Source organism: Janthinobacterium sp. CG3 (assembly GCF_000344615.1).
Taxonomy (GTDB): domain Bacteria; phylum Pseudomonadota; class Gammaproteobacteria; order Burkholderiales; family Burkholderiaceae_D; genus Janthinobacterium.
The window spans coordinates 3526542-3550497 of the sequence record NZ_KB467824.1 but is presented as its reverse complement, the minus strand read 5'-3'; the positions used below and the strand labels follow the sequence as shown (position 1 = coordinate 3550497).

Here is a 23956-nt window from a genome sequence, read left to right as displayed (position 1 = left end):
GCGTCACCATTGTTTCAGCGGCACGCCGTTCAGGCCCACCAGGTTGGAGCGCGAGGCGACGTCGAAGACGTCTTCGCCTTCGCTCGGGTTGTCCGGCGGCGAGGCGTAGCCGCGCTTGGCCCAGCTGTCGGCGGCGCTGCCGGCGTCGGCCGGCTGGAACGGGTCGCGCGGCAGTTTGCGCAGGAAGTACATATTTTGCTTGCGCACGCTGCGCTGGTCCGGCACGCCCTCCACCAGTTCCTCCAGCTTTTTCGGGTAGCCGGAGGCGCCGATGCCGAGCTTGACGCGGCCGTTGTCGGCGGCGCGCTTGTAGGCGTCCAGCCCCTCGCGGATCTGCACCAGGGCGGCGCGCAACGCGTGCTCGCGCTCGCGCTGCAGCGCCACCTGCGCCAGCGGCGCGGCCACCAGCGCCAGCGTGGCCATGATCGCCAGCGTGATCATCAGCTCGATGAAGGTGAAGCCGCGCTGGCGTGTCACCGCATGACCTTGATCGGCGCGTTCGGCGACGGCCCGCTGGCGGCCGCCTTCTCCGCCGGCGCGGCCTTGTCGGGCGCGGCCGGCGCGTCGTCGCCGCCGGTCATCGGCGAGGCCGGGCGGTTCGGCGGCGGCGCCTCGGCCAGCACCACCGCCTCGGCGGCGCCGACCGGCGCGCGGCCGCCGACCGTGGTCTCGGTGCCGGAGTTGAACTCGGCCGTCATCAGGTCGGGCCGGCGGATGCTGCGCAGGATGCGCGGCGTGATCGACAGTACGATCTCGCTGCGGTTGCTGTCGTCCTTTTGGCTGCCGAACAGGCGGTTCAGCAGCGGCAGCTCGCCCACGCCCGGTACCTTGCTGGCGTTGCTGCGGTCCTCGTCGCTGATCAGGCCGGCCAGCACCTGGGTTTCGCCGTCGCGCAGGCGCAGCACGGTGTTGGCGGCGCGGGTGCCGATCTGGTAGGCCAGCGTGCCCGACTTGCTGGTGACGTCCTTGACCACGTTGCTGACCTCCAGGTTGACTTTGATGGCCACCTCGTCGTCGAGGTAGACGTTCGGCTCGACTTCGAGCTTGATGCCGACGTCGACGTAGTTCACGCTGTCCGAACTGACGCCGTTGTTGGTGGTGACGGTAATGACCGGCACGCGGTCGCCGATCAGCACCTTGGCCTTTTCCTTGTTGCGCACGCGGATGCGCGGGTTGGCCAGGATATTGCTGTCGGTGTCGACCTTGTTGGCGTTGACGACGACGTCGCTAATGCCCAGGTTGATGTTGCCGCCGTTGATGCTGCGCAGGTCGGCGACCTTCAGCGCGCTCAGCCCGGTCACCGCGCTGGCGCTGCCGGCCAGGCTCAGCGACGCCTTTTCCGGCCAGCGCACGCCCAGCTCCATCAACCGCGTGCGCTTTACCTCCAGTACCTCGACCTCCAGCATCACCTCCGGGTCGGCCAGGTCCTGCACCGAGATCAGGCGCTCGGCCAGGCGGATCATTTCGGGCGTGTCGCGCATCATGATCAGGCCGAGCCGCTCGTCGGTGACGATGTCCTTCGCCTTCAGCAAAGTCTTGATCGAGAACGAGACGTTTTTCACGTCGGCGTTGGCGAGGAAGAAGGTGCGCACCACCAGCTGCTGGTAGTCCTTCACCTTCTGCGGCGTGTTCGGATAGATGGTGATCGACTTTTCATTCGACACGCTCTGTTCCAGCTGGTTTGCGCTCAGCAGCAGGCCGATGGCTTCCTCGATGCTGGTGTCGCGCACCGAAATGGTGGCCTTGATGTTCGGGTCGATTTCGCGGTCGAAGACGAAGTTCAGGCCCGACACCTTGCCGATGAAGTCGAACACGGAACGCAGCGGCGCGTCGCGGAATTCCAGCGTGACCGGCTTGCGGTAGGCCGCCGCCAGCTTGCCGGCGGCCGGGCGCTTTTTGGCCTGCTCGTCGCCGATGCGCCCGCGCAGATTGAGCGCCTCGCGCTGGCCGGGGCGCTCCAACAGCACCAGGCGCAGCGTTTCCTGCGCCTGCGCCAGATTGGCGTCGCCGCCGCGCTGGTGCAGCGCCTCGGCCTCGGCCACCATCTGCCGCTGGCGCCGCTCCTGCGCCAGCGCCGCCAGGCCCTGCTGCGCCACGGTGTTAGTCGCGTCGACCGCCAGCGCCTGCTGGAACGACTGCTCCGCCTCGGCGATATTGCCCTGCTGGCGCTGGACGTCGGCGCGGGCGTTGGCGGCGTTCACCAGGCGCATCTTGCGGTTGCTCAGGGCGATGCGGTATTGCGCGTTGCCGGGTTCGGCCTGGATTGCCAGTTCCAGCTTGGCCAGGCCCTGTTCCACCTTGCCCTCGTCGAGCAGGGCGTTGCCTTCCTTGAAGGTCTGGTTGCTGGCGCACGCGCCCAGCAGGGCGCTCATTACCAGCAAGTTCAGGCGGGCGATTACGGTGTGGTTCAATTGACGTCCCCTACGACTAAGGATTGCTGTTGATTGAGCGGTACATAGGTGAAGTGCAGCGCGTCGCCGCTGGCGCTGTCGAGCGTGTAGTGCTCGTCGACCTTCTCGCCGACGCGCGCCACCAGGTTGCGCCCGTCGGCCTGCAGGAAGTAGGCGGCCTTGCCCTCGTCGACGAAGCGGCCGAGGAACTGGAACGGCAGCGGCGGCGCGCCCGGCGCGGCGGCGGCGGCGATCTTGGCGCCGGCCGGTTCGGCCTGCGCCAGCATGATTTTTTTCGGCGTCTCCGGCTGCCAGCTGTGCTTGGCGAAGACATTGCCCAGGTCGTCGTCGGCGACGCTGCGCGGATGGATTGTCAAGTCCGGCCCGGCCTCCCGCGCGATGGCCTGCAAGCCGGCCGCGAGGGTGGGCGCGGCCGGGCGCTCGCGGGTGGTGGCGGCGGCGGGGCCGACCACGCCGCCCTCGTCCTCGGGGGCGAAGTAGGCCGCCAGCAGGGTGGCCGCGGCGGCGACGCCGATGACGGCTTTTCTCATGGTCGGGCCTCGGGTTTTTTCACCAGCAGGATGAACTGGATGCGCGCCTCGATTTCAGCGGCCTCGATCTGTTCGCGTTTGAACAGCACCGACTCCAACGTCAGCGTCGGCAGCGCCTGTAGCGCGGCGACGATGAAGCTTTGCACGTTGGCGTAGTCGGCCTTGACCGGCAGCGTGATCTGGTAGCGCAGGAAGGCGGCGTTGCCCTCCATCTGCGGCTTGTATTCGGCCTTGACCAGCGTGACGTCGCTTTTCCGCGCCACCGCGACCAGTTCCTTCAACTGCTCGGGAATCGCATCGTGCGCCGGCAGGTAGGCGTAAAACGCGGCCACGCCGTCGGCGCCGCCGGGCGGCGGCGGCAGCGCCGCGGCGATGGCGGCGGCCTTGCCGGCGGCCGCCAGTTGCAGCGTCAGCGTCTGCTGGCGCGCCACCAGGGCCGGCGTTTGCAGCAGCGCCAGCGCCGCCAGCGCCAGCGCGGCGGCGCCGCCGGCGCCGGCCCAGCCAAAGCGGCGCCAGCAACGTTGCGCCTGCCACGACAGGCGCGCGCCCAGTTTGCCGGGGCCGCGCGCGGCCAGCGGCGCCGCTCCGGTTTTTATTGCCGCCATTGGGCCTCCAGTTGAAAACGATACGGGTGCTCGGGTGCGGCCACGTTCATTTCGTGTTTGACCAGATACACCGAGCGGAACAGGCTTTGCTGGTTCAGGAAGGCCAGGTAATTGATCATGTCCTGCGCGGTTTCGGCCTCGGCGGCGATCTTCAGCGCGCCGGCGGCGCGGCCGCCCTGGTCGGCGCCGGCCTCGCCGTTCAAGTCCAGTCCCAGCAGCGCCACGCGGACGTCGCGCGGCGCCTGCACGGTCTTGATCAGGCGCGTCACCGGCAGGTTCAATTGGCGCACCGCGTCGGCCACCAGTTTCAGTTGGGCGTCGTGCTCGCGCTGGCGCTCCGGCGCCAGGCGCGGCCGCTCCACCTTGCGCGGCTGCGCCTGCGCCAGTTGCGCCTCCAGCCGGCTCACCGCCTGGGCCTGCGCCAGCCAGTGCGCGGCGGCCGGCAGCAGGGCCAGCGCGCCGGCGAGCAGCAGCGCCAGGCGCCAGCCGGAACAGCGCGCCGGCTCCCGGTTCAGGAAATCCAGGTTGCTCAGGCCCATGCCGATTCCCCCATCAGGTGGACCGGGCCGAGTTGCGCCATGGCCGCGGCGGCCGGCACGAACGGCGCCGCCAGCGCGCCGCCCGGCGCGTCGGCGGCGGCGTCGGCCGACGCGCCGCTGAGGTCGACCACGGCAACCCGCGCCAGCGTGGCCAGCTCCGGCGCGCGCAGGCTCCAGCGCTGCCAAGCCCGCGCCAGTTCGGCGCGCCAGTCGTCCGGGCAAGCCTGCGCGTGCAGCGCGACGATACGCCCGCCGCTGACCGCCGCCATCAGCAGGCGGCCCGGTTCGACGACGGCGAAGGCTTGCGGCTTCGTCGCGGCGATCGCCCGCCAAGCCACCGTCAGCAGCGGTTCGATGGCGTGGCAGGGCAGGCCGTGCGCGCCGGCGAGCTCGCGCAGCGACTGCAAAAAATCGCCGTCGACGCCGCACACCAGGCGCGGCTGGCCGTACCCCGCGTCGTCGGCGCTGATGCTCCAGCCGCGCGCGCCCTCGCCGTACAGCGCCACCAGCTGGCTTTGCAGATAGCGCCCGCCGGCCGGTTCGCTCAGCAGCGCGTCGCTCCACGGCGCCAGCGCCATGCGGCACCAGCCGCTGGCCAGGCTGATCGACAGCGGCAGGCCGGCGCCGGGCCGGCCGGGCTGGCGCAACCAGGCGTCGAAGGCGGCCAGCGGCAGTTGCCAGTGGCCGTCCGGGTTGTCGATGGCGATCCGCCCGGCGCTGCCGGGGACGATGCGGCCGCGCTGGCGCAGCGCCCAGCCGAGCTGGCGCGGCGCCAGGTGCAGGCACAGGTTGCAACCCAGGTGGGCGCCGGGGATCTTGCCGGCGCTGTTGGCAAACAGGCGCTTAATAAGTGACACGGTTCAGCTCCGTCAAGGTGGTTTCGCCCAGCCGCACCAAGTCCAGCGCGGCCTCGCGCGCCAGCCGGAAGCCCATCGCCGCGGCCTCCTCCTTCATGCGGCTGACCGGGGCGCGGGTGCAGATCATTTCGCGCATCGCGTCGTTCAGGATCAGCACCTCGGCGACCGCCTTGCGGCCCTTGTAGCCGGTGCCGCGGCAGTGGCCGCAACCCTTGCCGGCCATGAAGCGCCAGTCGGCCACCTGCTCCGGGCGCAAGCCGCTGTCCTGCAGCTCCTGCGGATCGGGCGCGGCGTCCACCGCGCAGTGCTCGCAATTGAGGCGCAGCAGGCGCTGGGCGACGATGCCGTTGAGCGCGGCGGCGAAGCTGTAGGCGTCCACGCCCATGTGCAGGAAGCGCCCGACGACGTCGAACACATTGTTCGCGTGCACGGTGGTGAACACCAGATGGCCGGTCAGCGACGCCTGCACGGCGATCTGCGCGGTTTCGTCGTCGCGGATCTCGCCGATCATGATTTTGTCGGGGTCGTGGCGCAGGATCGAGCGCAGCCCGCGGGCGAAGGTCAGGCCCTTCTTCTCGTTGACCGGGATTTGCAGCACCCGCGGCAGGCGGTACTCGACCGGGTCCTCGATGGTGACGATCTTGTCGCGGCCGGTGTTGATCTCGGTGATGGCGGCGTACAGCGTGGTGGTCTTGCCGGAGCCGGTCGGTCCGGTCACCAGCAGCATGCCGTGCGGCTTCGCGGCCAGGCGGCGGATCTGCTCGATGGCGTCGGCGTTCAGGCCCAGGCTTTCCAGCCGCAGCGCCTGCGCCGCCTCGGTCAGCGCGCGCCGGTCGAGCAGGCGCAGCACCGCGTCCTCGCCGAAGATGTTGGGCATGATCGAGACGCGGAAGTCGATCTCGCTGCCCTTTACGCGCACCTTGAAACGGCCGTCCTGCGGCACCCGGCGTTCGGCGATGTCGAGGTCGGCCATGACCTTGATGCGCGAGATGATTTGTTCGGCCATTTGCAGGCCCTGCACCTGGCCGGCCTGCACCAGCACGCCGTCGACGCGGTACTTGATGATCAGGCTGGCGACGTCGCATTCCAGGTGGATGTCGCTGGCCTGGAATTTCAGCGCGTCGTAAATGGTCGAGTTGACCAGCTTGACCACCGGGCTGCTGTCCTCGCTGATCTTGATCAGCGAGATGTCCTCGACGCCCGGGTCGAGGTCGGGCATGTCGCCGCCGTCGCCGCCCATTTCCTGCATCGCCTGTTGCACGCTTTCCTGCTGCGCCAGGTAGGCGCTCAGGTCGTCGGCGTGCGCCAGCGCCACCGTGAACGGCGCCTTGACGGCGTAGTCGGCCCACTGCAGCAGGTCGTCGGCGAAGGGGTTGCCGATCACCAGCACCGGCGCCGCACCGGTTCCAGCGGCGGCGGCGGCGCGCATCAGCACGCAGTCGCGCTGGGCGCAGTCGGTGTAGGGCAGCAGGTCGAAGGCCGGGGCGGCGTCCTGCAACTGCGCCATGCTCCAGGCCGGATAATGGAACAGCGCCGCCAGCTCGCGGGTGAACTGCTCCGGCGTCAGCCCGGCCGATTCCTGCAGCACCAGCAGTTGCGGCCGGCCCTGCGCCAGCGCCTCGGCGCGCCCGCGCTGCAACGCGGCGGCGCTGAGCGGCTCCCCGGCCTGTTCGCGTGCGTTCAAGACAAGCTCCCCGCCAATTCAAAGATCGGCATATACATCAACACCACGACGCCGCCGATGACGACGCCGATGAACATCATTAAGACCGGTTCGAGCAGGCGCGAGGCCCAGTCGACCCAGCGGGCGAATTCCTCGTCGTGGAACTTGGCCGAGCGCTCCAGCATGTCGCCCAGGCGGCCGGTGTTTTCGCCGACCTTCAACAGCGACTGCGCCACCGGCGTGGCCAGCGCGTTCTGCTCCAGCGCGGCGGAAAAGGGCAGCCCCTCCTGCACCGCGCGGCGCGCCTGCGCCAGTTGCCCCTGCTGGCCGGGCAGCAGCATCGCCGACACCATCGCCAGCGCCTTCGACAGCGGAATGCCGGCGTGCAGCAGCAGGCTGAGGGCGCGGTAGAAGCGCGCCAGGCGGAACTCGGCGGCCTTCTCCGACAGCACCGGCAGGCGCAACACCGCCAGGATCAGGCGCTGGCGCATGCTCGGATTGGTGGCGGCGAACACCAGCGCGCCGACTGCGCCTGCCAGCGCGGCCAGGCACAGCAGCGGATGCGCCGCCAGCGACTGGCCGAAGCCGAGCAGCATCTGCGACATCCATGGAATGTCGCGGCCCGAACTTTCGTACACCACGCTGAACTTGGGCACCACGTAGCCGAGCAGGAACAGCGTAACCAGGGTGCCGACCAGCAGTAGCATGCTCGGATAGATCGCCGCCGCCACCAGCTTCTTGCGGATCGCGTCGAACTGCAACTGGTAGCCGACGAAGCGCGCCAGCGCCTCCGGCAGGTTGCCGGAGCGCTCGGCCGCGTGCACCGTGGCGATGTACAGCTCGGGAAAGATGGCGGGGAAGTCGGCCAGCGTGTCGGAAAAGCTTTTACCCTGCTGCAGCGTGCGCAGGATCGCCGCCAGCGTGGCCTTGGCGCCGGCGCGGTTTTCCTTGTTGTGCAGCGTGGCCATGGCCTCGCTCAGGTTCAGGCCCGCTTCGAGCAGGGCCAGCAGCTCCTGGCTGAACTGCAGCAGCGGGAAGGCGTGCTTGCCGGCGCCGGCGGCGGCCGGCGCGTCGGCCTGGGCGCCGGCGATGGCCAGCACGCGCCAGCCGTTGCGGGCGGCCTGGCGGATCGCCTCGGCTTCGCTGGCCGCTTCAATGGCGATGGCTTGGCGGCGGCCGGCGCCCTGCACCTGGAGTTGGAACTGCATCGCCGCCTCAGGCGCTCAGGCTGGCGACGCTGGCAACATGCGCGGGCGGGGCCGGGGGCGACGGGCTGCGGTCGCTGCGCGAATTCTGTTTAGGCATCGGTGAATAGCAATCGGAAAAATGTTCTCAACAAGCCGGCAATGCTGCGAATGCAACAACCCAACCTTAGACCCGGCATGAGTAAAAAGCAATGTTGTTTTAAGGTTTATTTTGTGGCCGCCCGGCGGCGTGCGCGCGGCGCTTACTGCGCGGTGTCGGCCGGCGTCGTCATGGGCTGGGCGCCGATAGCCGCAGCAAGCAAGGTCTGGCGAAAGTTCATGAAAGCTCCGAGAGAGGAAGTAAAAACGGGTCAGGCATCTCGGTATGGGCGATAGCGCAAACACCGGGTAGGACGACACTATTCCTATCGGCTGCGGCAAGTCAAAAATCTTCGGAATTTCGTCGGAAAACCCCGGAATGTCCAGAATTGGACATTCCGGGCGGGAACGGGGGGGGAGGTGCGGTGGAACGGTTATGGAAGGCTTCACATTACCGTTCTTGTAGAAAACATATCGTTATGAAAAGATAGGCGTGGAAATCCACAAAATTTCGGGAATCCGGTGCCGCCGTTGACGGCGTTCTGCAAGTCAAGGAACGGCCGCTGCCGTCCTATAGCGGACGTTGGGAAAATGGAAAGTGGAGTGGATTCCAACGTTACAGCTCAGCCGCCGCCGTAGGTCGTCTGTTCGTGCGCGGGGGGCGGCGTTTCTGTCACGGCAATCCTTCCCTTTGACTGGCATCCAGTACTCGACGTTGCAGCAGTCTCGTGCGCCTAGGCACATGAGCCGCTGACCGCTGCCTCCAGGACAAGCCTGAATGTCGCAAATGGCGGTACCGTACGCGCTTCATTTACGCCGTAGTCTGGACACTGAGGGCTGCATTTGCCGTCGTATTGCTGTCGCGGAAGGTATATCGCGTTGCGCATTATCGTGTATCGCTTACGCGACAACGATGTCAACTGAACGTCCAGATGCTTTGCATGTCGTCCAGTCTGTTCCCATGAAACCGCCATCTGTCGCCTGATGTTTGACCGACTTTTCGTACTGTGCTTAAATGCATTTTTCGCCTCGCCCGGGTTGAGGTGATTCCACATTTTTCGAAGGTCAGGCATGTCCTATTGCGTCAGCATCAACGGCACTTCACATCAGGTGGACGCCGACGCCGACACGCCGCTGCTATGGGTGCTGCGCGATTGCCTGGGCCTGACCGGCACCAAGTTCGGCTGCGGCATCGGCATCTGCGGTGCCTGCACCGTCCACCTCGACGGCCAGGTGGCGCGCAGTTGCACGGTAGCGTTGTCGGCCGTTGGCAAGGCGCGCGTGAACACCATCGAATCGCTCTCGCCGGACCGGAGCCACCGCCTGCAACAGGCGTGGATCGCCGAACAGGTGCCGCAGTGCGGCTACTGCCAGTCCGGCATGCTGATGGCCGCGGCGGCCCTTCTCAAGGAAAATCCAAAACCAAGCGACGCCGACATCGACGCCACGATGACCAATCTTTGCCGTTGCGGCACCTACAACCGCATACGGCGCGCCATCAAGCGCGCTGCCGGCATGAGCGTGGCGGAGCAGGCATGAAAGCGGCTTCGCGCCGCGACTTCCTCAAGAGCGCCGCTGCCGGCGGCATCCTGCTGGCGATTGCACCGGCCGCGCTGGTGTCGGCTGGCGCCGCGACGTCACCGGCCTCGGCGACGCAAACCGCGCTTCAAGGCTGGGTGCGCATCGCCGCCGACGGTGGCGTCACCATCCTTTCAAACAGCAGTGAAATCGGCCAGGGTACCGGCACCGCCATCGCTCAGATTTTGGCCGATGAACTCGATTTGGACTGGCGCAGCGTACGCATCGAGATGGCCCCGGTCGAGGCGCAATTCTTCAACGCGGGCTGGGGTGAATACGCGACCTACGGCAGCGGCGGCGTGGCGCGCCAGTTTGCGCCATTGCGCAAGGCCGGTGCACAGGCGCGCGCGATGCTGATCGGCGCTGCCGCCGACGAATGGAAAGTGCCGGCCGGCGAATGCGACACGGACAGCGGCCAGGTACTACACAAGCCAAGCGGCAAGCGGCTGGCCTACGCGCGGCTTGTCGTTAAAGCGGCGGGCAAGCCGGCGCCGGAAAACCCGGCCTTGATGCCGAAAGAGCGTTGGCGCCACATGGGCAAGAACATTGCGCGCCTTGACTTGCCGGGCAAGGTTGACGGCAGCGCGGGCTTTGGCATCGACGTCAAGGTGCCGGGCATGCTGGTTGCCACTGTCCTGCAATGCCCCCACTTTGGCGGGCGTCTGGCCTCGGTTGATGTCAAGCCGGCGCTTGGGATACGCGGCGTTGTGCGCGTGGTGCGGCTCGATAACGCGGTCGCCGTCGTCGCCGACGGTTACTGGCGCGCCAGGAAGGGGCTCGACGCACTCAAGCCGGAATGGGATTTAACCAAGGCGAGCAAGCATACGTCGAGCGCTTACAACGCCTCGCTCCAGGCGGCGGTCAACGCCGGCGGTGTCGTTTTCCCGCCGCGTAATTCGACTGCGGAAAGGCCATGGCCGCTTACGACGCCGCGACGAGCAACACCACGCGCAGCGTCGAACAGCTCTACACCGTGCCTTTCTTGTGTCACGCGCCGATGGAGCCGATGAACGCGACAGCCCATGTGAGCGCCGACAAGGCCGAACTGTGGCTGCCGACACAAACCCAGTCGAACTCGCGCAACGCCGTTGCGCAGGCGCTCGGCTTCGCGCCGGAGGCGGTCACTATCCACACGACTTTATCCGGCGGCGCCTTTGGCCGGCGCGTCGAATTCGACTTTGCGGTGCAGGCGGCGCTGATCGCGAGGGCTGTAGGCCAACCGGTCAAATTGATCTGGAGCCGCGAGGAGGACATGCGGCACGACTTCTATCGTCCCGCCGTCGCCATCAAGCTCAAGACGGGCGTGAACGCGCAAGGCATGCCGGTCGCGCTGCGCGTCGACAGTGCCTGCGAATCATTATTCGATTATTCGCGCAACGGCGACGAGCGCGCCATGGGAAAGCCGGTCGACCCGAGCGCAGTCGGCGAACTGCCCAGGTACTACAACATTGGCGCCACCCTGTTCCGGGTTACGACGATGGATGCGGGGATACCGGTAGGCTACTGGCGTTCGGTCGCGACGTCGCAAAACGCCTTCGCGTACGAGAGCTTCATCGACGAGCTGGCGCACCAGGCCAAGGTCGATCCGATCGCTTACCGCCACAAGCTGCTGACCGTCGGCAGCCGCGGGCGCCGTACCCTGGACGCGGCTGCCGAGCGTGCGGGCTGGACTAGTCCCGCGGCTGCGGGGCGCCACCGCGGTGTCGCGCTGGTCTGCGCGAATGGCAGTTATGTGGCCATCGTCGTCGAGCTGTCGGTTGACGCCACGTCGCACGTCAAACTGCACAAGATCACCGCCGCCATCGACTGCGGCGTGGCGATCAACCCGCAAAATATCCGTTCCCAGGTCGAGGGTGGGATCGTGTTCGCCTTGTCGGCAACTTTTTTCGGCGAGATAACCGTGCGTGACGGCGCGGTCGAACAGTCGAACTTCCATGACTACCGGCTGATTGGCCTGGCCGACATGCCGCCGGTCGATATCGTTATTCTGGAAAGTGGTGAGGTGCCGGGCGGCGCGGGTGAGGAATCGGTTGGGCCGCTTGCACCGGCAATTACCAACGCCTTGTTCGCGGCAACGGGCAAGCGCGTCACGCACTTACCGCTCGAAAAATCCGGGTTCAGGTTCGCATAGGTGCGCTAATGATCTGAGATCGTGGATCTCCTTGGGGCGGGCGGCGCACAGGTCGTCGCGCAGTCGCCAGCGAGGCGCTCTCCGATCGGATTGCCGAGTCGGCCGGGCGGGCGCTGTTGGGTGGCAGTTGGACGCCAATGTTACCAAGTGTCGAACCTTAGCGTATTGGCGGCATGACCGGCGTCCGGGGCCGGCTTCGCCGCTTGGCGACCGCCCCGCAGAGTGCGCGGGGCGGTAAGCGGTATTATTGCGCCAGCACGCTGACCTTGTCGACCACGAACGAGGTTTGCATCGACGAGTCTTCCGTCATGGCGAACGAGATCTGCACGGTCTGGCCCTTGTAGGCCAGCAGGCTGAAGCTGCGGCTCTGGTAGCCGGTGGCGGCGTTGGCGTTGCTGTAGGTGGCCAGGGTGCCGAGCACGGTGCCGGCCGTGTTCTTCACGGTCACCACCAGCTTGTCGTAGGCGGTCGTGCCGCTTTCGGCCGTATCGATGTGCAGCGCGAAGCTCAGGCTGGCCGCGGTGGCGGTGCTTGGAATGGCCACGCTTTGCGACAGCGATTGCGAGGTGCTGACGCCCTTGCCGCCCAACCAGGCGTACTTGCTGCCTTCAAAGGCGCTTTGGCCGGTGAAGGTGCCGATGGTGGCGGTGCTGCCGGTCCAGCTGGTGGCGCCGGACTCGAAGCCGCCGTTCAGCAGGCGCTCGGTGCCCGCCACGACGGTGCCTTCATCGACGTCGAGGCCGACGTTGATGGCGGCGTAGGCGCGTTTCACGGCGGTCGCTTCCTTGCTGGTGGCGCCGTACAGTTCCTCGGCCGCCAGCAGCACCTTGTTGCGCGCGTCGGCGTAGTCGGTCGACGAGGTGAACTTGGTGGTCAGGGCCTTGAACCAGATGCGGTAGGCCTTGTCGGTGCCGATGCCGGTCATCGCCAGCGGCGCCTTGTTCAGGTAGGAGCTGTAGTAGTCGCTGGTGGTGGTGGCGTTCGAACCCTGCGACAGGAAGTAGAACATGCGGTTGTTCGGGCCGCTGCTGTAATGCACGTTCAGGTTCTTCAGCGTGCTGCTCCAGGCGTTCGGGCTGGTGCCGTCCTTGCTTGGCTTGTACATCCAGCGCAGCGGCTGGCCGGACTTGCTGATTTCGCTGCCCATCATCCAGTCGTTGCCGCTGTTCGGGATGGTGGCGCCGGTGCCGCCGGCGCGCGCGTAGGCTTCGACGGCCTCGCCGCTGATGTCCGAGCTCGATTCGTTCAAGCCGCCCGATTCGGCGGTGTAGACCAGGTTGGAGGTGGCGGCGGTGACGCCGTGGCCCATTTCATGGCCGATCACGTCGATCGAACCGAGATTTTTGAACATGGTGTTGCCGTCGCCGATGTACATGCATTTGCAGGTGTCGTCGTAGTAGGCGTTGTCCTCGGCGGTCTTGAAGTGGACGCCGATGTAGGAGGCGGTGTTGTTGCCGTCCAGGCTGCTCCAGCCAAGCGTGTTCTTCAGCATGTCGTAGGTGTTCATCAAGCCCCACATGGCGTTCACGGCCGCGGTCTGGCCGTTGGCGTTGGTGGTGCTGCCGCCGGCCAGGTATTGCTGGCCGTCGCCCCAGGTGTTGCTGGTGTTGGTGTAGACGCTGCCGCCGCTGCTGCCGTGGTTGACGTTGGTGATGGCCATGCCGCCGTACGGTCCGCCGACGCCGCGGGTGGCGTCCTTCATCGAGTAGGTGGTGCCGCTCAGCGTGGTGTTGATGGGCACGGCGCCGTTGTATTGGCTGTTGCCGGTGCCGACCACGGTTTGCAGCGCCGACCATTGGGCCAGCACGCGGCCGTCCTTGGCGCTGACGACGGTGTCGAAGAACACCGGTTTGTTGGCGCTGGTCATGCGGGTTTTGACCAGATAGGCCAGTTCGTAACGTTCGACGACGTTTTCCATGTCAAGCGCGTTGAGGGCGCTCTCGGACTTGCTCAGGGCGTCGGCGACGCGCACCGACTTCATCACCGGCCAGACCAGCAGCTCGGCCGACGGCGCCGTCTGGTGGATACCGCGCGGGGCGACGCCCTTGACCACCAGGTCGATCGCGCCGATCTGGTTCAGCGTCGGATTGACGTCGAGCTGGGCGTTGCCGCGGCCGTCGAGGGCGTTACCGGCGCCGTTGCCCAGGCCGGCGCGGCGGTCCGACACCGATTCGCTGACGATGGCACCGGCGCCGTCGGTGACGACCACGGTTTCCGAGCCGAACACGCGCAGGCCCTTGAAGGTGTGCTGGGCGCGGCTGATCCGGGTGCCGGCGACGCCGGGGTGCTGCGTGCCGACGGCGAAGCCGTGGTCGGCGTTTAAGCCGGCCTTGCCGTGTTGCGCGGACAGCTTGGCGACCAGGCCGGCGCTTTCCTGCGGCGACATCTGGGCCACCGGGGCGGCCATCATGAAGGGGCCGGCGGCGTGCGCCTGGGCCGCCATCATCATGGGCAGGGCGCCGATAGCTGCTGCAAGCAAGGTCTGACGTAAGTTCATGTAATCTCCGGGGGTATTGTTATTTGACATGGTTGTGGGCCCAATGCGGCCGTCTGCAGAACGCGTGGTTCATGTCGGCGTGTGCGAAGCGGAAACGCCGGGTAAAGCGACACTATTCCTATCGACGCCGGCAAGTCAAAAATCTTCGCAAATTCGTCGAAAGGCGGGCGCTTGTTCAAAATGGGACATTCGCGGGCGTAAAAAGGCCCGGGGGCTGCGCGCTCCCGGGCCGGTGGCCCGGCGCGCCCCAGGCGCGCCGGGCGGCAACGCCGGCTGGCTTACTGGGTGACCAGGCTGACCTTGTCGACGACGAACGAGGTTTGCAGCGACGCGTCCTCGGTCATGCCGAACGAGATCTGCACGGTCTGGCCCTTGTAGGCGAGCAGGCTGAAGGTGCGGCTCTGGTAGCCACTGGCCGGGGCCGTGTTGCTGTACGTGGCCAGGGTGCCGAGCACGGTGCCGGCGGCGTTCTTCACGGTGACCTTCAGCGTGTCGTAAACCGTGCTGCCGGTTTCGGCCGTGTCGATGTGCAGCGCGAAGCTCAGCGTGGCCGCGGTGGCCGACGCCGGAATCGTCACGCTCTGCGACAGCGTTTCCGTCGAGGTCGTGCCGTTGCCGCCCAGCCAGGCGTACTTGCTGCCCTCGAAGGCGCTCTGGCCGGCGAAGGTGCCGATGGCGCCGGTGGTGCCGCTCCAGCCGGTGGCGCCGGCCTCGAAGCCGCCGTTGGTGACCAGCTCGCTGGAAGTGTTGCTCGACACCGTCAGCGTGGCGTTGCCCGAGGTCACGGTGACGGCCGGCGACGAAGCGTCGGTCACGCTGGCCTTGAACACGGCGCCGCTGTCGGCCGCCTGCGCGGTGAAGCCGTAGCTGGCCGAGGTGGCGCCGCTGATCAGGGCGCCGTTGCGGTACCACTTGTAGCTGTACGGCGCGGTGCCGCCGCCGGCGCCGACGGCGAACGAGGCGCTGGCGCCCGGCGCGACCGTGACGTTGGCCGGCTGGGTGGTGATGACGACGGCGCCGCCGGTGGCGGTTTCATCGACGTCGAGGCCGACGTTGATGGCGGCGTAGGCGCGCTTGACGGCGGTGGCCTCGGCGCTACCGACGCCGTACAGCTCCTCGGCCGACTGCAGCACCTTGTTGCGCGCGTCGGCGTAGTTGGTGGTCGAGGTGAACTTGGTCGACAGGGCCTTGAACCAGATGCGGTAGGCCTTGTCGGTGCCGATGCCGGTCATCGCCAGCGGCGCCTTGTTCAGGTAGGAGCTGTAGTAGTCGCTGCTGGAGGTCGAGTTCGAGCCTTGCGACAGGAAGTAGAACATGCGGTTGTTCGGGCCGCTGCTGTAATGGACGTCGAGGTTCTTGATGGTGCTGCTCCAGGCGTTCGGGCTGCTGCCGTCCTTGCTTGGCTTGAACATCCAGCGCAGCGGCTGGCCGGTCTTGCTGATTTCCTTGCCCATCATCCAGTCGTTGCCGCTGTTCGGGATGGTGGTGCCGGTGCCGCCGGCGCGCGCGTAGGCTTCGACGGCCTCGCCGCTGATGTCCGAGCTGGACTCGTTCAAGCCGCCCGATTCGGCGGCGTAGTTCAGGTTGGAGGTGGCGGCGGTGACGCCGTGGCCCATTTCGTGGCCGATCACGTCGATCGAGCCGAGGCTGTTGAACGAGCTGCCGTCGCCGATGAACATGCACTTGCAATTGTCGTCGTAGTAGGCGTTGTCGTAGGCGGTGTTGACGTGGGCGGCGATGTAGGTGGCGGTGTTGTTGCCGTCCAGGCTGCTCCAACCAAGCACGTTTTTCAACATGTCGTAGGTGTTCATCAAGCCCCACATGGCGTTTACGGCGGCGGTCTGGCCGTTGGCGTTGGTGGTGCTGCCGCCGCTGATGTATTGCTGGCCGTCGCCCCAGGTGTTGCTGGCGTTGGCGTAGACGCTGCCGGCGCTGGTGCCGTGGTTGGCGTTGGTGATGGCCATCGCGCCGAAGGTGCCGCCGACGCCGCGGTTTGGATCCTTCATCATGTAGCTGCTGCCGCTCAGGGTGGTGCTGATCGGCACCTGGCCGTTGTACTGGCTGTTGCCGACGCCGACCACGGTTTTCAGCGCCTTCCACTGGGCCAGCACGCTGCCGTTCTTGGCGCTGACGACGGTGTCGAAATAGATCGGCTTGGTGCCGCTGATCATGCGCGTTTGTACCAGGTAGGCCAACTCGTAGTGGTCGACCACCTCTTCCAGGTCGAGCGCGTTGAGGGCGGCCTCGGACTTGTTGACGGCGCCGGCCACGCGCACCGACTTCATCACCGGCCAGACCAGCAGCTCGGCCACCGGCGCGCTGAAGTGGATGGCGCGCGGCGCGACGGCCTTGACCACCAGGTCGATGGCGGCGCTGCCGCTGATCGACGGCGTGACGTCGAAGCGGGCGCCGGCGGCGCCGTCGACGGTGTTGCCGGCGCCGCTGGCCAGGCCGGCGCGGCGGTCGGCCACGGATTCGCTGACGATGTCGCCGGCGTTATTGGTGACGACCACGGTTTCCGAGCCGAACACGCGCAAGCCCTTGAAGGTGTGCTGGGCGCGGCTGATCTTGGTGCCGGTCACGCCGGGGTGCTGGGCGGCGATGACGAAGCTGTGGTCGGCGTTCAGGCCGGCCTTGGCGTGTTGCGCGCTGAGTTTGGCGACCAGGCCGGCGTTCTCTTGTGGAGACAACTGGTTGACCGGCGCAGCCATCAACTGATTGGCCGCGTAGGCCGGGATAGAGGCCATGACGGGCAGGGCGGCGATGGAAGCGGCGAGTAATGTCTTACGTAAATTCATTTCTTCTCCATGGATATCGATTGAAAAACGCGGTGGGAACGACGTGGTCGCCGCTGCGCTGGCTGCCATCCCGGTGGCCACTTGTGGTGGCGGCAGCGGGTAGTGGCGACACTATTCCCATCGGCGCGGGCAAGTCAAAATTCTTCGGAAATGGGACGCAAGCGTCCAAAATATTAAAAATAAAACATTCTTGATGGATATGGAACGGGTTTCGCGGGAGCGGCCGTACACGGAAATCGCTGGCGTAGGCGCACGATTGCGGGGTTTTGTATAGGAATGGCAACGGTTTAGAGGCTACGCTCTAATTTCGCCGAGAATGCAACACAATGCCCAATTTTTCAGCAAAAGTTAGTTGCATTCCTTTAATGTTGCGTTCTACACTAGGCAAAACCCATCGGAATATCAGTCGAATGGGGAAGATAAAAAGCGCACGCGGCACGACCGCGAAAAAACACCGCGCATCGGGAACCACAGGGAGAAACAAATGACTTCAAGCACAGGTCTGGCTGCTCTATTCACCGTCTTGCGTCGCTGCGTTGCGCCGGCGGCACCACTGCCCCTTACATAGCCCCGCCGCTGGCGGCCGCCGCGGCGCCGCTTGGCGGGCGCTACCGAGACGCCCTCCGCACCCGGCCCGCGAGGCCGGGCGGAAGGCGAAACCAGACCTCATTTGACGGAGTCTTTGCGCGCGTGCGCGGGGAGCGACCTTGGTCGCCCGCCGCCGGGCAGGCGATAGTTAACTATGCTGTCGATTTCCACCAAAGTTGAACAGATCGTTATGGAGTCGGCCTTCCTGACCGAGGGCCTGGGGCGGGGCTTGATCAACCTGTCGGAGCTGGCGCGCCAGCTGCAGCCGCAGATCGAAACCGACCTGTGGAAGCCGGTCGGGCAAGCCGCCGTGGTGATGGCGCTGCGGCGCCTGGCCGAGCGCCTGCCGGTGCGGCAGGGCGGCGAGATCGTGCTCGGCGAGCGCACCGGCGAGCTGACCACGCGCACCGAGCTGACCGTCTTCACCTACCGCTACTCCGAACGCAGCTACGAATGCCAGCGCCAGTTGCTGGCGCTGGCCGAGCCGCAGCGCGGCGCCTTCATCACCGTCACCCGCGGCGTCAACGAAGTGATGATCATCTGCAGCCGCGGCCTGACCTGCATGGTCGAGGAGGTGTTCAGCGAGGAGCGCCAGTTAGCGCGGCTGGAGCACCTGACCGCGGTGACGCTGCACCTGGACCCGGCCAGCCGCGGCACGCCCGGGATCTACCACGCGGTGCTGAAGAAGCTGGCCTGGGACAAGATCAACCTGGTCAACATCATCTGCACTTACACCGAGCTGACCATCCTGCTGGAACAGTCGCAGACCGGCGCCGCCTTCTCGGTGCTGTCGAAGATCGTCGAGCACTAGGAGTGTGCGCGGCAGAAGCTGATGTGATCCAAAGCGGAAGGGTAAACGTTGTTACCAAATGAAAACGAGCTATCTTCCCTACGATCCGCAACAGCAGATGCTTCTGCCGCATGAGCTGCAAGCCTGATTGCTCGAGGGGCACCTTGTCTATTTCATCAGTGATACGATCGACTCGCTCGACCTGTCGGCCTTTCATGCGCGGTACGCGGGAGGCGGTTCCGCGTTTTGATACAGTCTGGGCCATATCTTTATACACAACTCTGAGCCGGCGATAGCCGCCTGCTGAAAAGATGTTACTTTCAATGGGTTGCAGGCCGGGGTTGTAAACAAACCGGAAATCGCGTTTACTGTCTGACTTTGGGGGACGCATTGGCCAAGGCATCTACTCGCTGGACGGAACGGGAATTCGCCGGGCTCGACCTGGGAGATGGTCGCCTCAACAAGAGTGCGAAGATACTGATGGAACGATTCACTGCAAAGCCGACTGCGAGCATTCCGCTGGCCTGCCATAGTTGGGCGGAAACGTGCGCGGACTACCGTTTCCTTAGCAACGCGGACGTTGAATGGCGCGACATGATGGCGCCGCATTGGGAGCAGAGGCAGCAACGCATGCGCGCCCGCCTGGTGGTGCTGTGCGTGCAGGACACCACCGAACTTGACCTCAACGGCCAGGGAGGCAAGGGGCTCGGGCCGCTCAATTACGAGGCGCGGCGCGGCATGTATGTGCATCCGACTTGGCGCTTACACCGCAACGCGAGCCGCTCGGCGTACTCGACGCTTGGATGAAGGCGCGGGAACCGCGCGACAAGGATGGTGTGCGACACGGGCAGAAGGAGAGCACGCGCTGGATTGAGTGTTACGAGCGGGTTGCCGAGATGCCCGCGACGCGCCTGGTGTACGTCGCCGACCGGGAGGCCGATCTGGTGGCGATGATGGCGCGCGCAGGCGCTGGGCACGCCTGCGGACTGGCTGGTGGTGCCAAGCACAACCGCTGCCTGCCGGATGGCGACGGCGAGAAACTGTGGGCGCACACGACTGCCGGCGAGGCAATGGGGGAAATTACCTTCACGATGCCAGCAAGAGAAGAGCAAAAAGCGCGCAAGGTCCGCCAACAATTGTGGGCGCGCACGCTGGAGATATCGAACGGCAAGGGCGGCACCGTTGCCGTCACCTGCGTCGTGGCGCGCGAAATCGGCGCGCCGAAGGGCGCCAAGCCGGTGGAGTAGCGCCTGCTGACAAACCGGGCGGCGCCGGCCCTGGAAGACGCCATCGAGCTCATCGATTGGTACCGGGTGCGCTGGGAAGTAGAAATTTATTTCAATATCCATCAAAAATGGTTGCAAGGTCGAAGCGCTGCAACTGTCGACCATCGATCGGATCGGACGGGGCGTTGGCCCTGTTCATAATCGTCGCCTGGCGGGTCGCATATCTGATGCGCGCTGGACGCACCTGCCCGGATCTGGACGCGGCCCTGTTCTTCGACCCAGATGAAATCCGTGGCGCGTATCTGCCGTCGAAGAAGCCCCAGCCGGGCGAACCGCCAAGCCTCAACGAAGTGCTGCGCCTGATCGCGCAGCTTGGCGGCTTCTTGGGCCGCAAGAACGACGGCGAACCCGGCGTCAAAACGATCTGGCAGGTATTACAGAGAATCATGGGCGTCGCCACCGTATTACAGTCGCTGCGCGAGGGACACGGCTGAGTTATGTATAACGATATGAGTCTGGGCCAGGAGCGGCCATTCGCTTGGTGATTAGATTTATTGATCAAGATAATCAAACCGAACATTTTATCTTTCCTAGTAGACACAAACGCACTCAGTGCGTAGACTGAAATAATTCCGTAATGTAACGATTCACTGATCGAACAGTCTTGGCGGTTGTGGCGTAGGGTTCTCAAGTGTGACGTGTTTCGCAATATTTTAGTACTGTGTGCACATATAGTTTGCCTCGAAAACTGGAACTGGAGCGGCTTCTGAAGGATCAGTCCAATGTGCTTATCAGCTTTCCAACATACATACCGGCTCGCCCTGTCTGTAGAAGTACCAGTTAGGTTATTCAATGGCAACTATCGCGCGTACTCAGACCGAACTCGATGTGCTTCTAGAAGAGCAACTTGACTTCCTCAAACTTTCTAGTGCATCTTTTGACAATGGATTTGAAGGCGAAATAAAGCGTCTTGCCGTATCTGTGCGCGTGTTGGTGCACGATACAGGCGCTTCTACTTCGCTGCTAACCCTCTCCAATAAAAAGAATACAAACTTTCTAGACACGTCCGATCCATACGACGATGAAAACGCGCTTAGCCACTCATCGTTGGTGCAAATCCACATGTCGTCAAGTGAGGCCAAACCCAAGGCTCACCTTGACGACGACATCCAGTCAAACTGGATCACTTTCGACGCGTGGTGGAACGGGATCGTATTAGTTGATTCGAAAAAGAACGAATTCAGTCGAAAAGATATTGTCTTGCATCTCGCCAATAAAGATGGCGGCGCGCATGTGGATCACGAAATTGATGAGAAATATCACGACCTGCGCACAAAGAATTCATTGGAATGGATTACTGTCCTTGGCGATGGGCGAGAAATTGCGGGAGAAGATCACGTGCCCGCTACGATGCGCCAAATCGCCCACGAGCTAATCCGGTCCCTTGATAGTCGATACCGCTGTGCGCGACCGATGGGAAAAGATACGGGGTTAGTAATACGTGGAATGAGCATGGTTGCAGGCGCTCACGCACCGGAGCAACGGTATCCAAATCTTCGCAAAGACCGCCCAATAATTGGAGGTAAGAAAGTGGGCCGCAATGATCTGTGTCCGTGCGGTAGCGGAAAAAAATTCAAGAAGTGCTGCATTTGAGCGAAAAACCTAACATGGCGTCAACCTCGCTTCCTTCGGTCGCTGGACGCTGCGCGATAAAGCCGCGCAGCGCCGGTTAGCTCTACGTTATGTGCTTAACCAAAAGGATCATTTGGCTGTGACCGAACATCAAATCAAGAAGTCTACTCTATTCATCAGTCACGCCACGTCGGATGGTGAGTGCGCCAACGCCGTGAAACAAGAGATTGGAAAAATGTTTGCCAACGGCATCAACCTCCTTTGCATTAAGTAGTCAGGAAAAATTTATTGTGAATGCAGTTCAAAACCCTTTCATCAAGGATTTCACTTCGGTCAGCAACTCACTGCCTTTCAGTCCGACGAAGCGGCGTCAGCAAGATTTGGCATGTTTCCACAAGATTTCGATGCGGTTCAGTTCCGGCCTGTAAGGTGGTAAGTAATACAGAAACAGTCATTGTGCCATCCATTTTGGCCGGCACTTCTCGATCTGCCGCCCCTTATGAAATGACGCGTTGTCGAGCACTAAATGCGCGGCACGGCATGTTTTTGCGCCGCGAGATCGTCGAAGAAACCGATCACGTCTTCGCGCACCGTTGGCCGACGTTGTGTTCGCCAGTGCAGCGTGTTGTCATGCCGCAGCGCGCCCAAGACATTGACGCGCTCGCCATGCAATAGCGGTTCCACGCCACGCGTCTGGCCAACCGGCGTCGAGCCTGATTGAATCGGCGGATTTGGACTGAAACCGGACTCGTCAAAATACAGCAGTTCGCAGTGCCCGGCACGCGCCAGTTGATCCAATTCCCCGATTATTCGTGTGGCCTTGCTGAAAGCTTCCGGTGCATACTTTTTTTAAACGGCCAACTGTAGCGATAGCGCTTGTAGTTGAAATGCATCTCGTGCAGATACCGCCTCGTCGGTTTCTGGCTGATCGCTGGCAAGCTTTCCGTTTGCGCCAGGGTGCGCAGCAAACTGTTGGCGCTGCCCCCATCGGCTTGGGCCAATGATTTCAGCGCCGCTTGCTGCTCGGCTGTCCACTTGTGCTTGCGCCCGGTATGATGCCCTTCATCCAGGCCCATCAGGCCTTCCTTGTTCCAGCGCTGCCGCCATGCGTCGATGCTGTTCAGATGGACATGGAATTCGTTCGCCGTTTGTTGTAACGTCAATCCCTGCCTCCGCCGCACTATCGCTTTTGCGCATATTCGTACCCGTGGGTGCGGAGGAAAAACACCCAGCTCAAATTCTGTCTGTCGCGCACGCCCCTAGGACGGGCGCAAGGATTTTCGTGGGTCGGGTTACGCCGTTCCGGCTAACCCGACCCACGAAAAGCGCGGCAAGCTAACGCCATTCGGGTCTGGCCGGGGCCTACGCCGTTGGACTGCTGCGTTCCTCCCCTGCGCGATCAAGCGGCCCGCCGGGCCGAACTCAGGCGATAATCCCTCCCAACCCCAGCGTTACGGCAGGGAGCCATATGTATGCGAAATGATGGAGGGATCAATTTAGATGTCCGACGCGGATTGGCACGAGATGTCGCACTGAACCCCAGCGGTGGAGGCCGACGGTATGGTGGGCCGGCTCACCGACGACAATTGGGGCCGGCGCGCAGTCTTGGCGGAAAACCTTGCTGCAACTGCCCGCACGCCTCTGCCACAGCGCCTGCTCCCGGATCACTGCGCGCACACGCGGCAAGACCAGATGAGCGACGCAAAAGTCGAAGCCTATTTTCAGGCATTCCTCGCGCTGGTCGGTGCGCTGCCGGAAATAGGTTTTCTGAATAAGCAGCTTGGCCTAAACAGCGACGGGGGCCGCCATGGTCCTGCTCGCCGCTGTGCGGGCCTGCAGGGCGAAAATGTCGGCACCCGCGCAAATATGGGAAAGGACCGAATGGCTTGATTTCGAGCGGTGCACCTGGCGTCGGCGTAAACACTGCACGGACGAGTTCTTCCCGCTGAAAAATGATAGCGTTCCGTTCGATGCACTGATGCTGGTTTGCTATATACGACATTGGGAGCAAGGGGGGGAGCTACGAAGTCGCACTGTGCAAGCTCGCCGAGATTCAAACAAGCGGCATGCACACGCCGCCCTGCCTGAATCACATGCGGATGTTCGACCTCAAGGACGAGGCCCACGATTTTGCCCGGGCCGTGGCGACGCGTTGGGGAATCGCTTGCTGGCAGCACGCCGGCGGCGCCACTGCGCAGTGCAACAGGTTTTGCTGAGAAAGCCTCAATCGCCCAGGTCGATGGTCGCCGCCAGCGGCACGCTTCCTGGCGCCTGGTAGTCGGCCAGCACCCAGGCGCGTGAGCCCTGTGCCGCCTGTGTCAGCAGCGCCAGCACAAAATTAATCGACACCTTGTCGAGTCCCGCGAAAGGCTCGTCGAGCAAGGCCAGCGGGGTGCCCGACGCGAACGCCGCCGCCAGCCAGACCTTGCGCTTCGACCCGGTGGACAGCATGTAGAAAAACTTCTCCAGATGCGGCGCCAGCGACAAGCCCTCTATCAGGCCGGGCAATGCCAGCTCGTCGAATTGCGGGTACAGGCCGGGCAGGGAACGGAAGTAATCCAGCACGCTGGTGTGCTCGAAGGCGTCGGAACGCGGATCGACCCAGAACACTTGCCGCCGGTAGGCCGCCGGCTGTTCGTCCAGGCGCACCGCGTTGATTTGCAACTGCCCGGCATCGGCCGCCTGCGCGCCGGCGAACAGGCGCAGCAGCGTGCTCTTGCCGCGGCCGTCGCCGCCGCGCACCAGCGTGACGCCCGGCGCGATGGCGGCCGACCAGTGTGCGAACAGCTCGCGCTCCGGATAACTGAAGCGCATGTCCGTGACCTGCA

The 23956-nt window shown here is 64.4% G+C and carries 20 protein-coding genes and 2 pseudogenes; 8 read left to right on the top strand and 14 right to left on the bottom strand.

Features of this window, described 5'->3' with window-relative positions:
• Positions 1 to 3: 3 nt before the first annotated feature.
• The 8 genes from JANGC3_RS0115600 to JANGC3_RS0115565 are packed head-to-tail and all read right to left on the bottom strand — an operon-like array spanning position 4 to position 7813.
• Positions 4 to 477, bottom strand: coding sequence for a type II secretion system protein (locus JANGC3_RS0115600; protein WP_017877424.1), 474 nt, complete (start codon positions 475 to 477; stop codon positions 4 to 6).
• Positions 474 to 2411 carry a hypothetical protein gene (locus tag JANGC3_RS0115595; RefSeq protein WP_017877423.1) on the bottom strand — a complete coding sequence of 646 codons (1938 nt, stop codon included), beginning with the start codon at positions 2409 to 2411 and terminating at the stop codon, positions 474 to 476. The genes JANGC3_RS0115600 and JANGC3_RS0115595 overlap by 4 nt, the downstream gene beginning before the upstream one ends.
• Positions 2408 to 2941 (bottom strand): hypothetical protein, encoded by a 534-nt coding sequence (locus JANGC3_RS0115590; protein WP_017877422.1) that lies wholly within the window; start codon positions 2939 to 2941, stop codon positions 2408 to 2410. Before JANGC3_RS0115590 ends, JANGC3_RS0115595 begins: the two co-directional genes overlap by 4 nt.
• The gene (locus JANGC3_RS0115585; RefSeq protein ID WP_017877421.1) at positions 2938 to 3546 is read right to left on the bottom strand and encodes a hypothetical protein; all 609 of its coding nucleotides are present in this window, start codon (positions 3544 to 3546) and stop codon (positions 2938 to 2940) included. Before JANGC3_RS0115585 ends, JANGC3_RS0115590 begins: the two co-directional genes overlap by 4 nt.
• The gene (locus JANGC3_RS0115580) at positions 3534 to 4085 is read right to left on the bottom strand and encodes a hypothetical protein (RefSeq protein WP_017877420.1); all 552 of its coding nucleotides are present in this window, start codon (positions 4083 to 4085) and stop codon (positions 3534 to 3536) included. Before JANGC3_RS0115580 ends, JANGC3_RS0115585 begins: the two co-directional genes overlap by 13 nt.
• The gene (locus JANGC3_RS29430; RefSeq protein ID WP_017877419.1) at positions 4076 to 4942 is read right to left on the bottom strand and encodes a hypothetical protein; all 867 of its coding nucleotides are present in this window, start codon (positions 4940 to 4942) and stop codon (positions 4076 to 4078) included. Before JANGC3_RS29430 ends, JANGC3_RS0115580 begins: the two co-directional genes overlap by 10 nt.
• Positions 4929 to 6626 (bottom strand): GspE/PulE family protein, encoded by a 1698-nt coding sequence (locus JANGC3_RS0115570; RefSeq protein WP_017877418.1) that lies wholly within the window; start codon positions 6624 to 6626, stop codon positions 4929 to 4931. The genes JANGC3_RS29430 and JANGC3_RS0115570 overlap by 14 nt, the downstream gene beginning before the upstream one ends.
• Positions 6623 to 7813 carry a type II secretion system F family protein gene (locus tag JANGC3_RS0115565; RefSeq protein WP_017877417.1) on the bottom strand — a complete coding sequence of 397 codons (1191 nt, stop codon included), beginning with the start codon at positions 7811 to 7813 and terminating at the stop codon, positions 6623 to 6625. The genes JANGC3_RS0115570 and JANGC3_RS0115565 overlap by 4 nt, the downstream gene beginning before the upstream one ends.
• Before the next feature lie 1146 nt (positions 7814 to 8959).
• Here JANGC3_RS0115565 and JANGC3_RS0115560 point away from each other — a divergent pair.
• Genes JANGC3_RS0115560 through JANGC3_RS30860 form a run of 3 tightly spaced genes read left to right on the top strand, consistent with a single transcriptional unit; the run spans position 8960 to position 11597 of the window.
• Positions 8960 to 9427, top strand: coding sequence for a (2Fe-2S)-binding protein (locus tag JANGC3_RS0115560; RefSeq protein ID WP_017877416.1), 468 nt, complete (start codon positions 8960 to 8962; stop codon positions 9425 to 9427).
• Positions 9424 to 10476, top strand: a complete 1053-nt coding sequence (locus tag JANGC3_RS30865; protein WP_051068314.1) for a molybdopterin cofactor-binding domain-containing protein — start codon at positions 9424 to 9426, stop codon at positions 10474 to 10476. The genes JANGC3_RS0115560 and JANGC3_RS30865 overlap by 4 nt, the downstream gene beginning before the upstream one ends.
• The gene (locus JANGC3_RS30860) at positions 10380 to 11597 is read left to right on the top strand and encodes a xanthine dehydrogenase family protein molybdopterin-binding subunit (protein WP_081611878.1); all 1218 of its coding nucleotides are present in this window, start codon (positions 10380 to 10382) and stop codon (positions 11595 to 11597) included. The genes JANGC3_RS30865 and JANGC3_RS30860 overlap by 97 nt, the downstream gene beginning before the upstream one ends.
• A gap of 244 nt (positions 11598 to 11841) precedes the next feature.
• On the opposite strand, the gene JANGC3_RS0115550 is transcribed toward JANGC3_RS30860, so the two are convergent.
• Together JANGC3_RS0115550 and JANGC3_RS0115545 are read right to left on the bottom strand one after the other, a co-directional pair.
• Entirely contained in the window at positions 11842 to 14094 is a 2253-nt protein-coding gene (locus JANGC3_RS0115550; protein ID WP_026133031.1) for a M4 family metallopeptidase, read from the bottom strand.
• 278 nt (positions 14095 to 14372) lie between these two features.
• On the bottom strand, positions 14373 to 16892 hold the full coding sequence (locus JANGC3_RS0115545) for a M4 family metallopeptidase (protein WP_026133030.1): 2520 nt from the start codon (positions 16890 to 16892) through the stop codon (positions 14373 to 14375).
• 742 nt (positions 16893 to 17634) lie between these two features.
• Between JANGC3_RS0115545 and JANGC3_RS0115540 the strand changes: the two genes are divergently transcribed.
• The 4 genes and pseudogenes from JANGC3_RS0115540 (at position 17635) to JANGC3_RS33830 (ending at position 21149) form a co-directional block, all read left to right on the top strand.
• Positions 17635 to 18291, top strand: a complete 657-nt coding sequence (locus JANGC3_RS0115540) for a hypothetical protein (RefSeq protein ID WP_017877412.1) — start codon at positions 17635 to 17637, stop codon at positions 18289 to 18291.
• A gap of 58 nt (positions 18292 to 18349) precedes the next feature.
• Positions 18350 to 18508 (top strand): annotated as a pseudogene (locus JANGC3_RS33835) (IS5/IS1182 family transposase); the annotation flags it as partial.
• 140 nt (positions 18509 to 18648) lie between these two features.
• A pseudogene (locus JANGC3_RS29420) lies at positions 18649 to 19990 on the top strand (IS4 family transposase).
• A gap of 358 nt (positions 19991 to 20348) precedes the next feature.
• Positions 20349 to 21149 (top strand): YecA family protein, encoded by an 801-nt coding sequence (locus tag JANGC3_RS33830; protein ID WP_232429714.1) that lies wholly within the window; start codon positions 20349 to 20351, stop codon positions 21147 to 21149.
• A gap of 349 nt (positions 21150 to 21498) precedes the next feature.
• Here the strand turns inward: JANGC3_RS33830 and JANGC3_RS34350 are convergent, their stop codons facing one another.
• The 3 genes from JANGC3_RS34350 to JANGC3_RS0115510 all read right to left on the bottom strand — a co-directional run bounded on the left by JANGC3_RS34350 (position 21499) and on the right by JANGC3_RS0115510 (position 22327).
• Positions 21499 to 21573, bottom strand: a complete 75-nt coding sequence (locus JANGC3_RS34350; protein WP_442789075.1) for a transposase — start codon at positions 21571 to 21573, stop codon at positions 21499 to 21501.
• 77 nt (positions 21574 to 21650) lie between these two features.
• Complete coding sequence (locus tag JANGC3_RS32780) at positions 21651 to 21926, bottom strand: transposase (protein ID WP_157406671.1); 276 nt, start codon at positions 21924 to 21926, stop codon at positions 21651 to 21653.
• Positions 21927 to 21934: 8 nt separating this feature from the next.
• Positions 21935 to 22327 (bottom strand): helix-turn-helix domain-containing protein, encoded by a 393-nt coding sequence (locus JANGC3_RS0115510; RefSeq protein ID WP_327075951.1) that lies wholly within the window; start codon positions 22325 to 22327, stop codon positions 21935 to 21937.
• A 493-nt stretch (positions 22328 to 22820) separates the two neighbouring features.
• Between JANGC3_RS0115510 and JANGC3_RS32775 the strand changes: the two genes are divergently transcribed.
• A complete protein-coding gene (locus tag JANGC3_RS32775; protein ID WP_157406669.1) occupies positions 22821 to 23018 on the top strand; it encodes a hypothetical protein in 198 nt (65 codons plus the stop codon).
• A 333-nt stretch (positions 23019 to 23351) separates the two neighbouring features.
• Here JANGC3_RS32775 and JANGC3_RS0115495 read toward each other — a convergent pair whose 3' ends face one another.
• The gene (locus JANGC3_RS0115495) at positions 23352 to 23942 is read right to left on the bottom strand and encodes an ABC transporter ATP-binding protein (RefSeq protein ID WP_017877404.1); all 591 of its coding nucleotides are present in this window, start codon (positions 23940 to 23942) and stop codon (positions 23352 to 23354) included.
• Between the last annotated feature and the right edge of the window lie 14 nt (positions 23943 to 23956).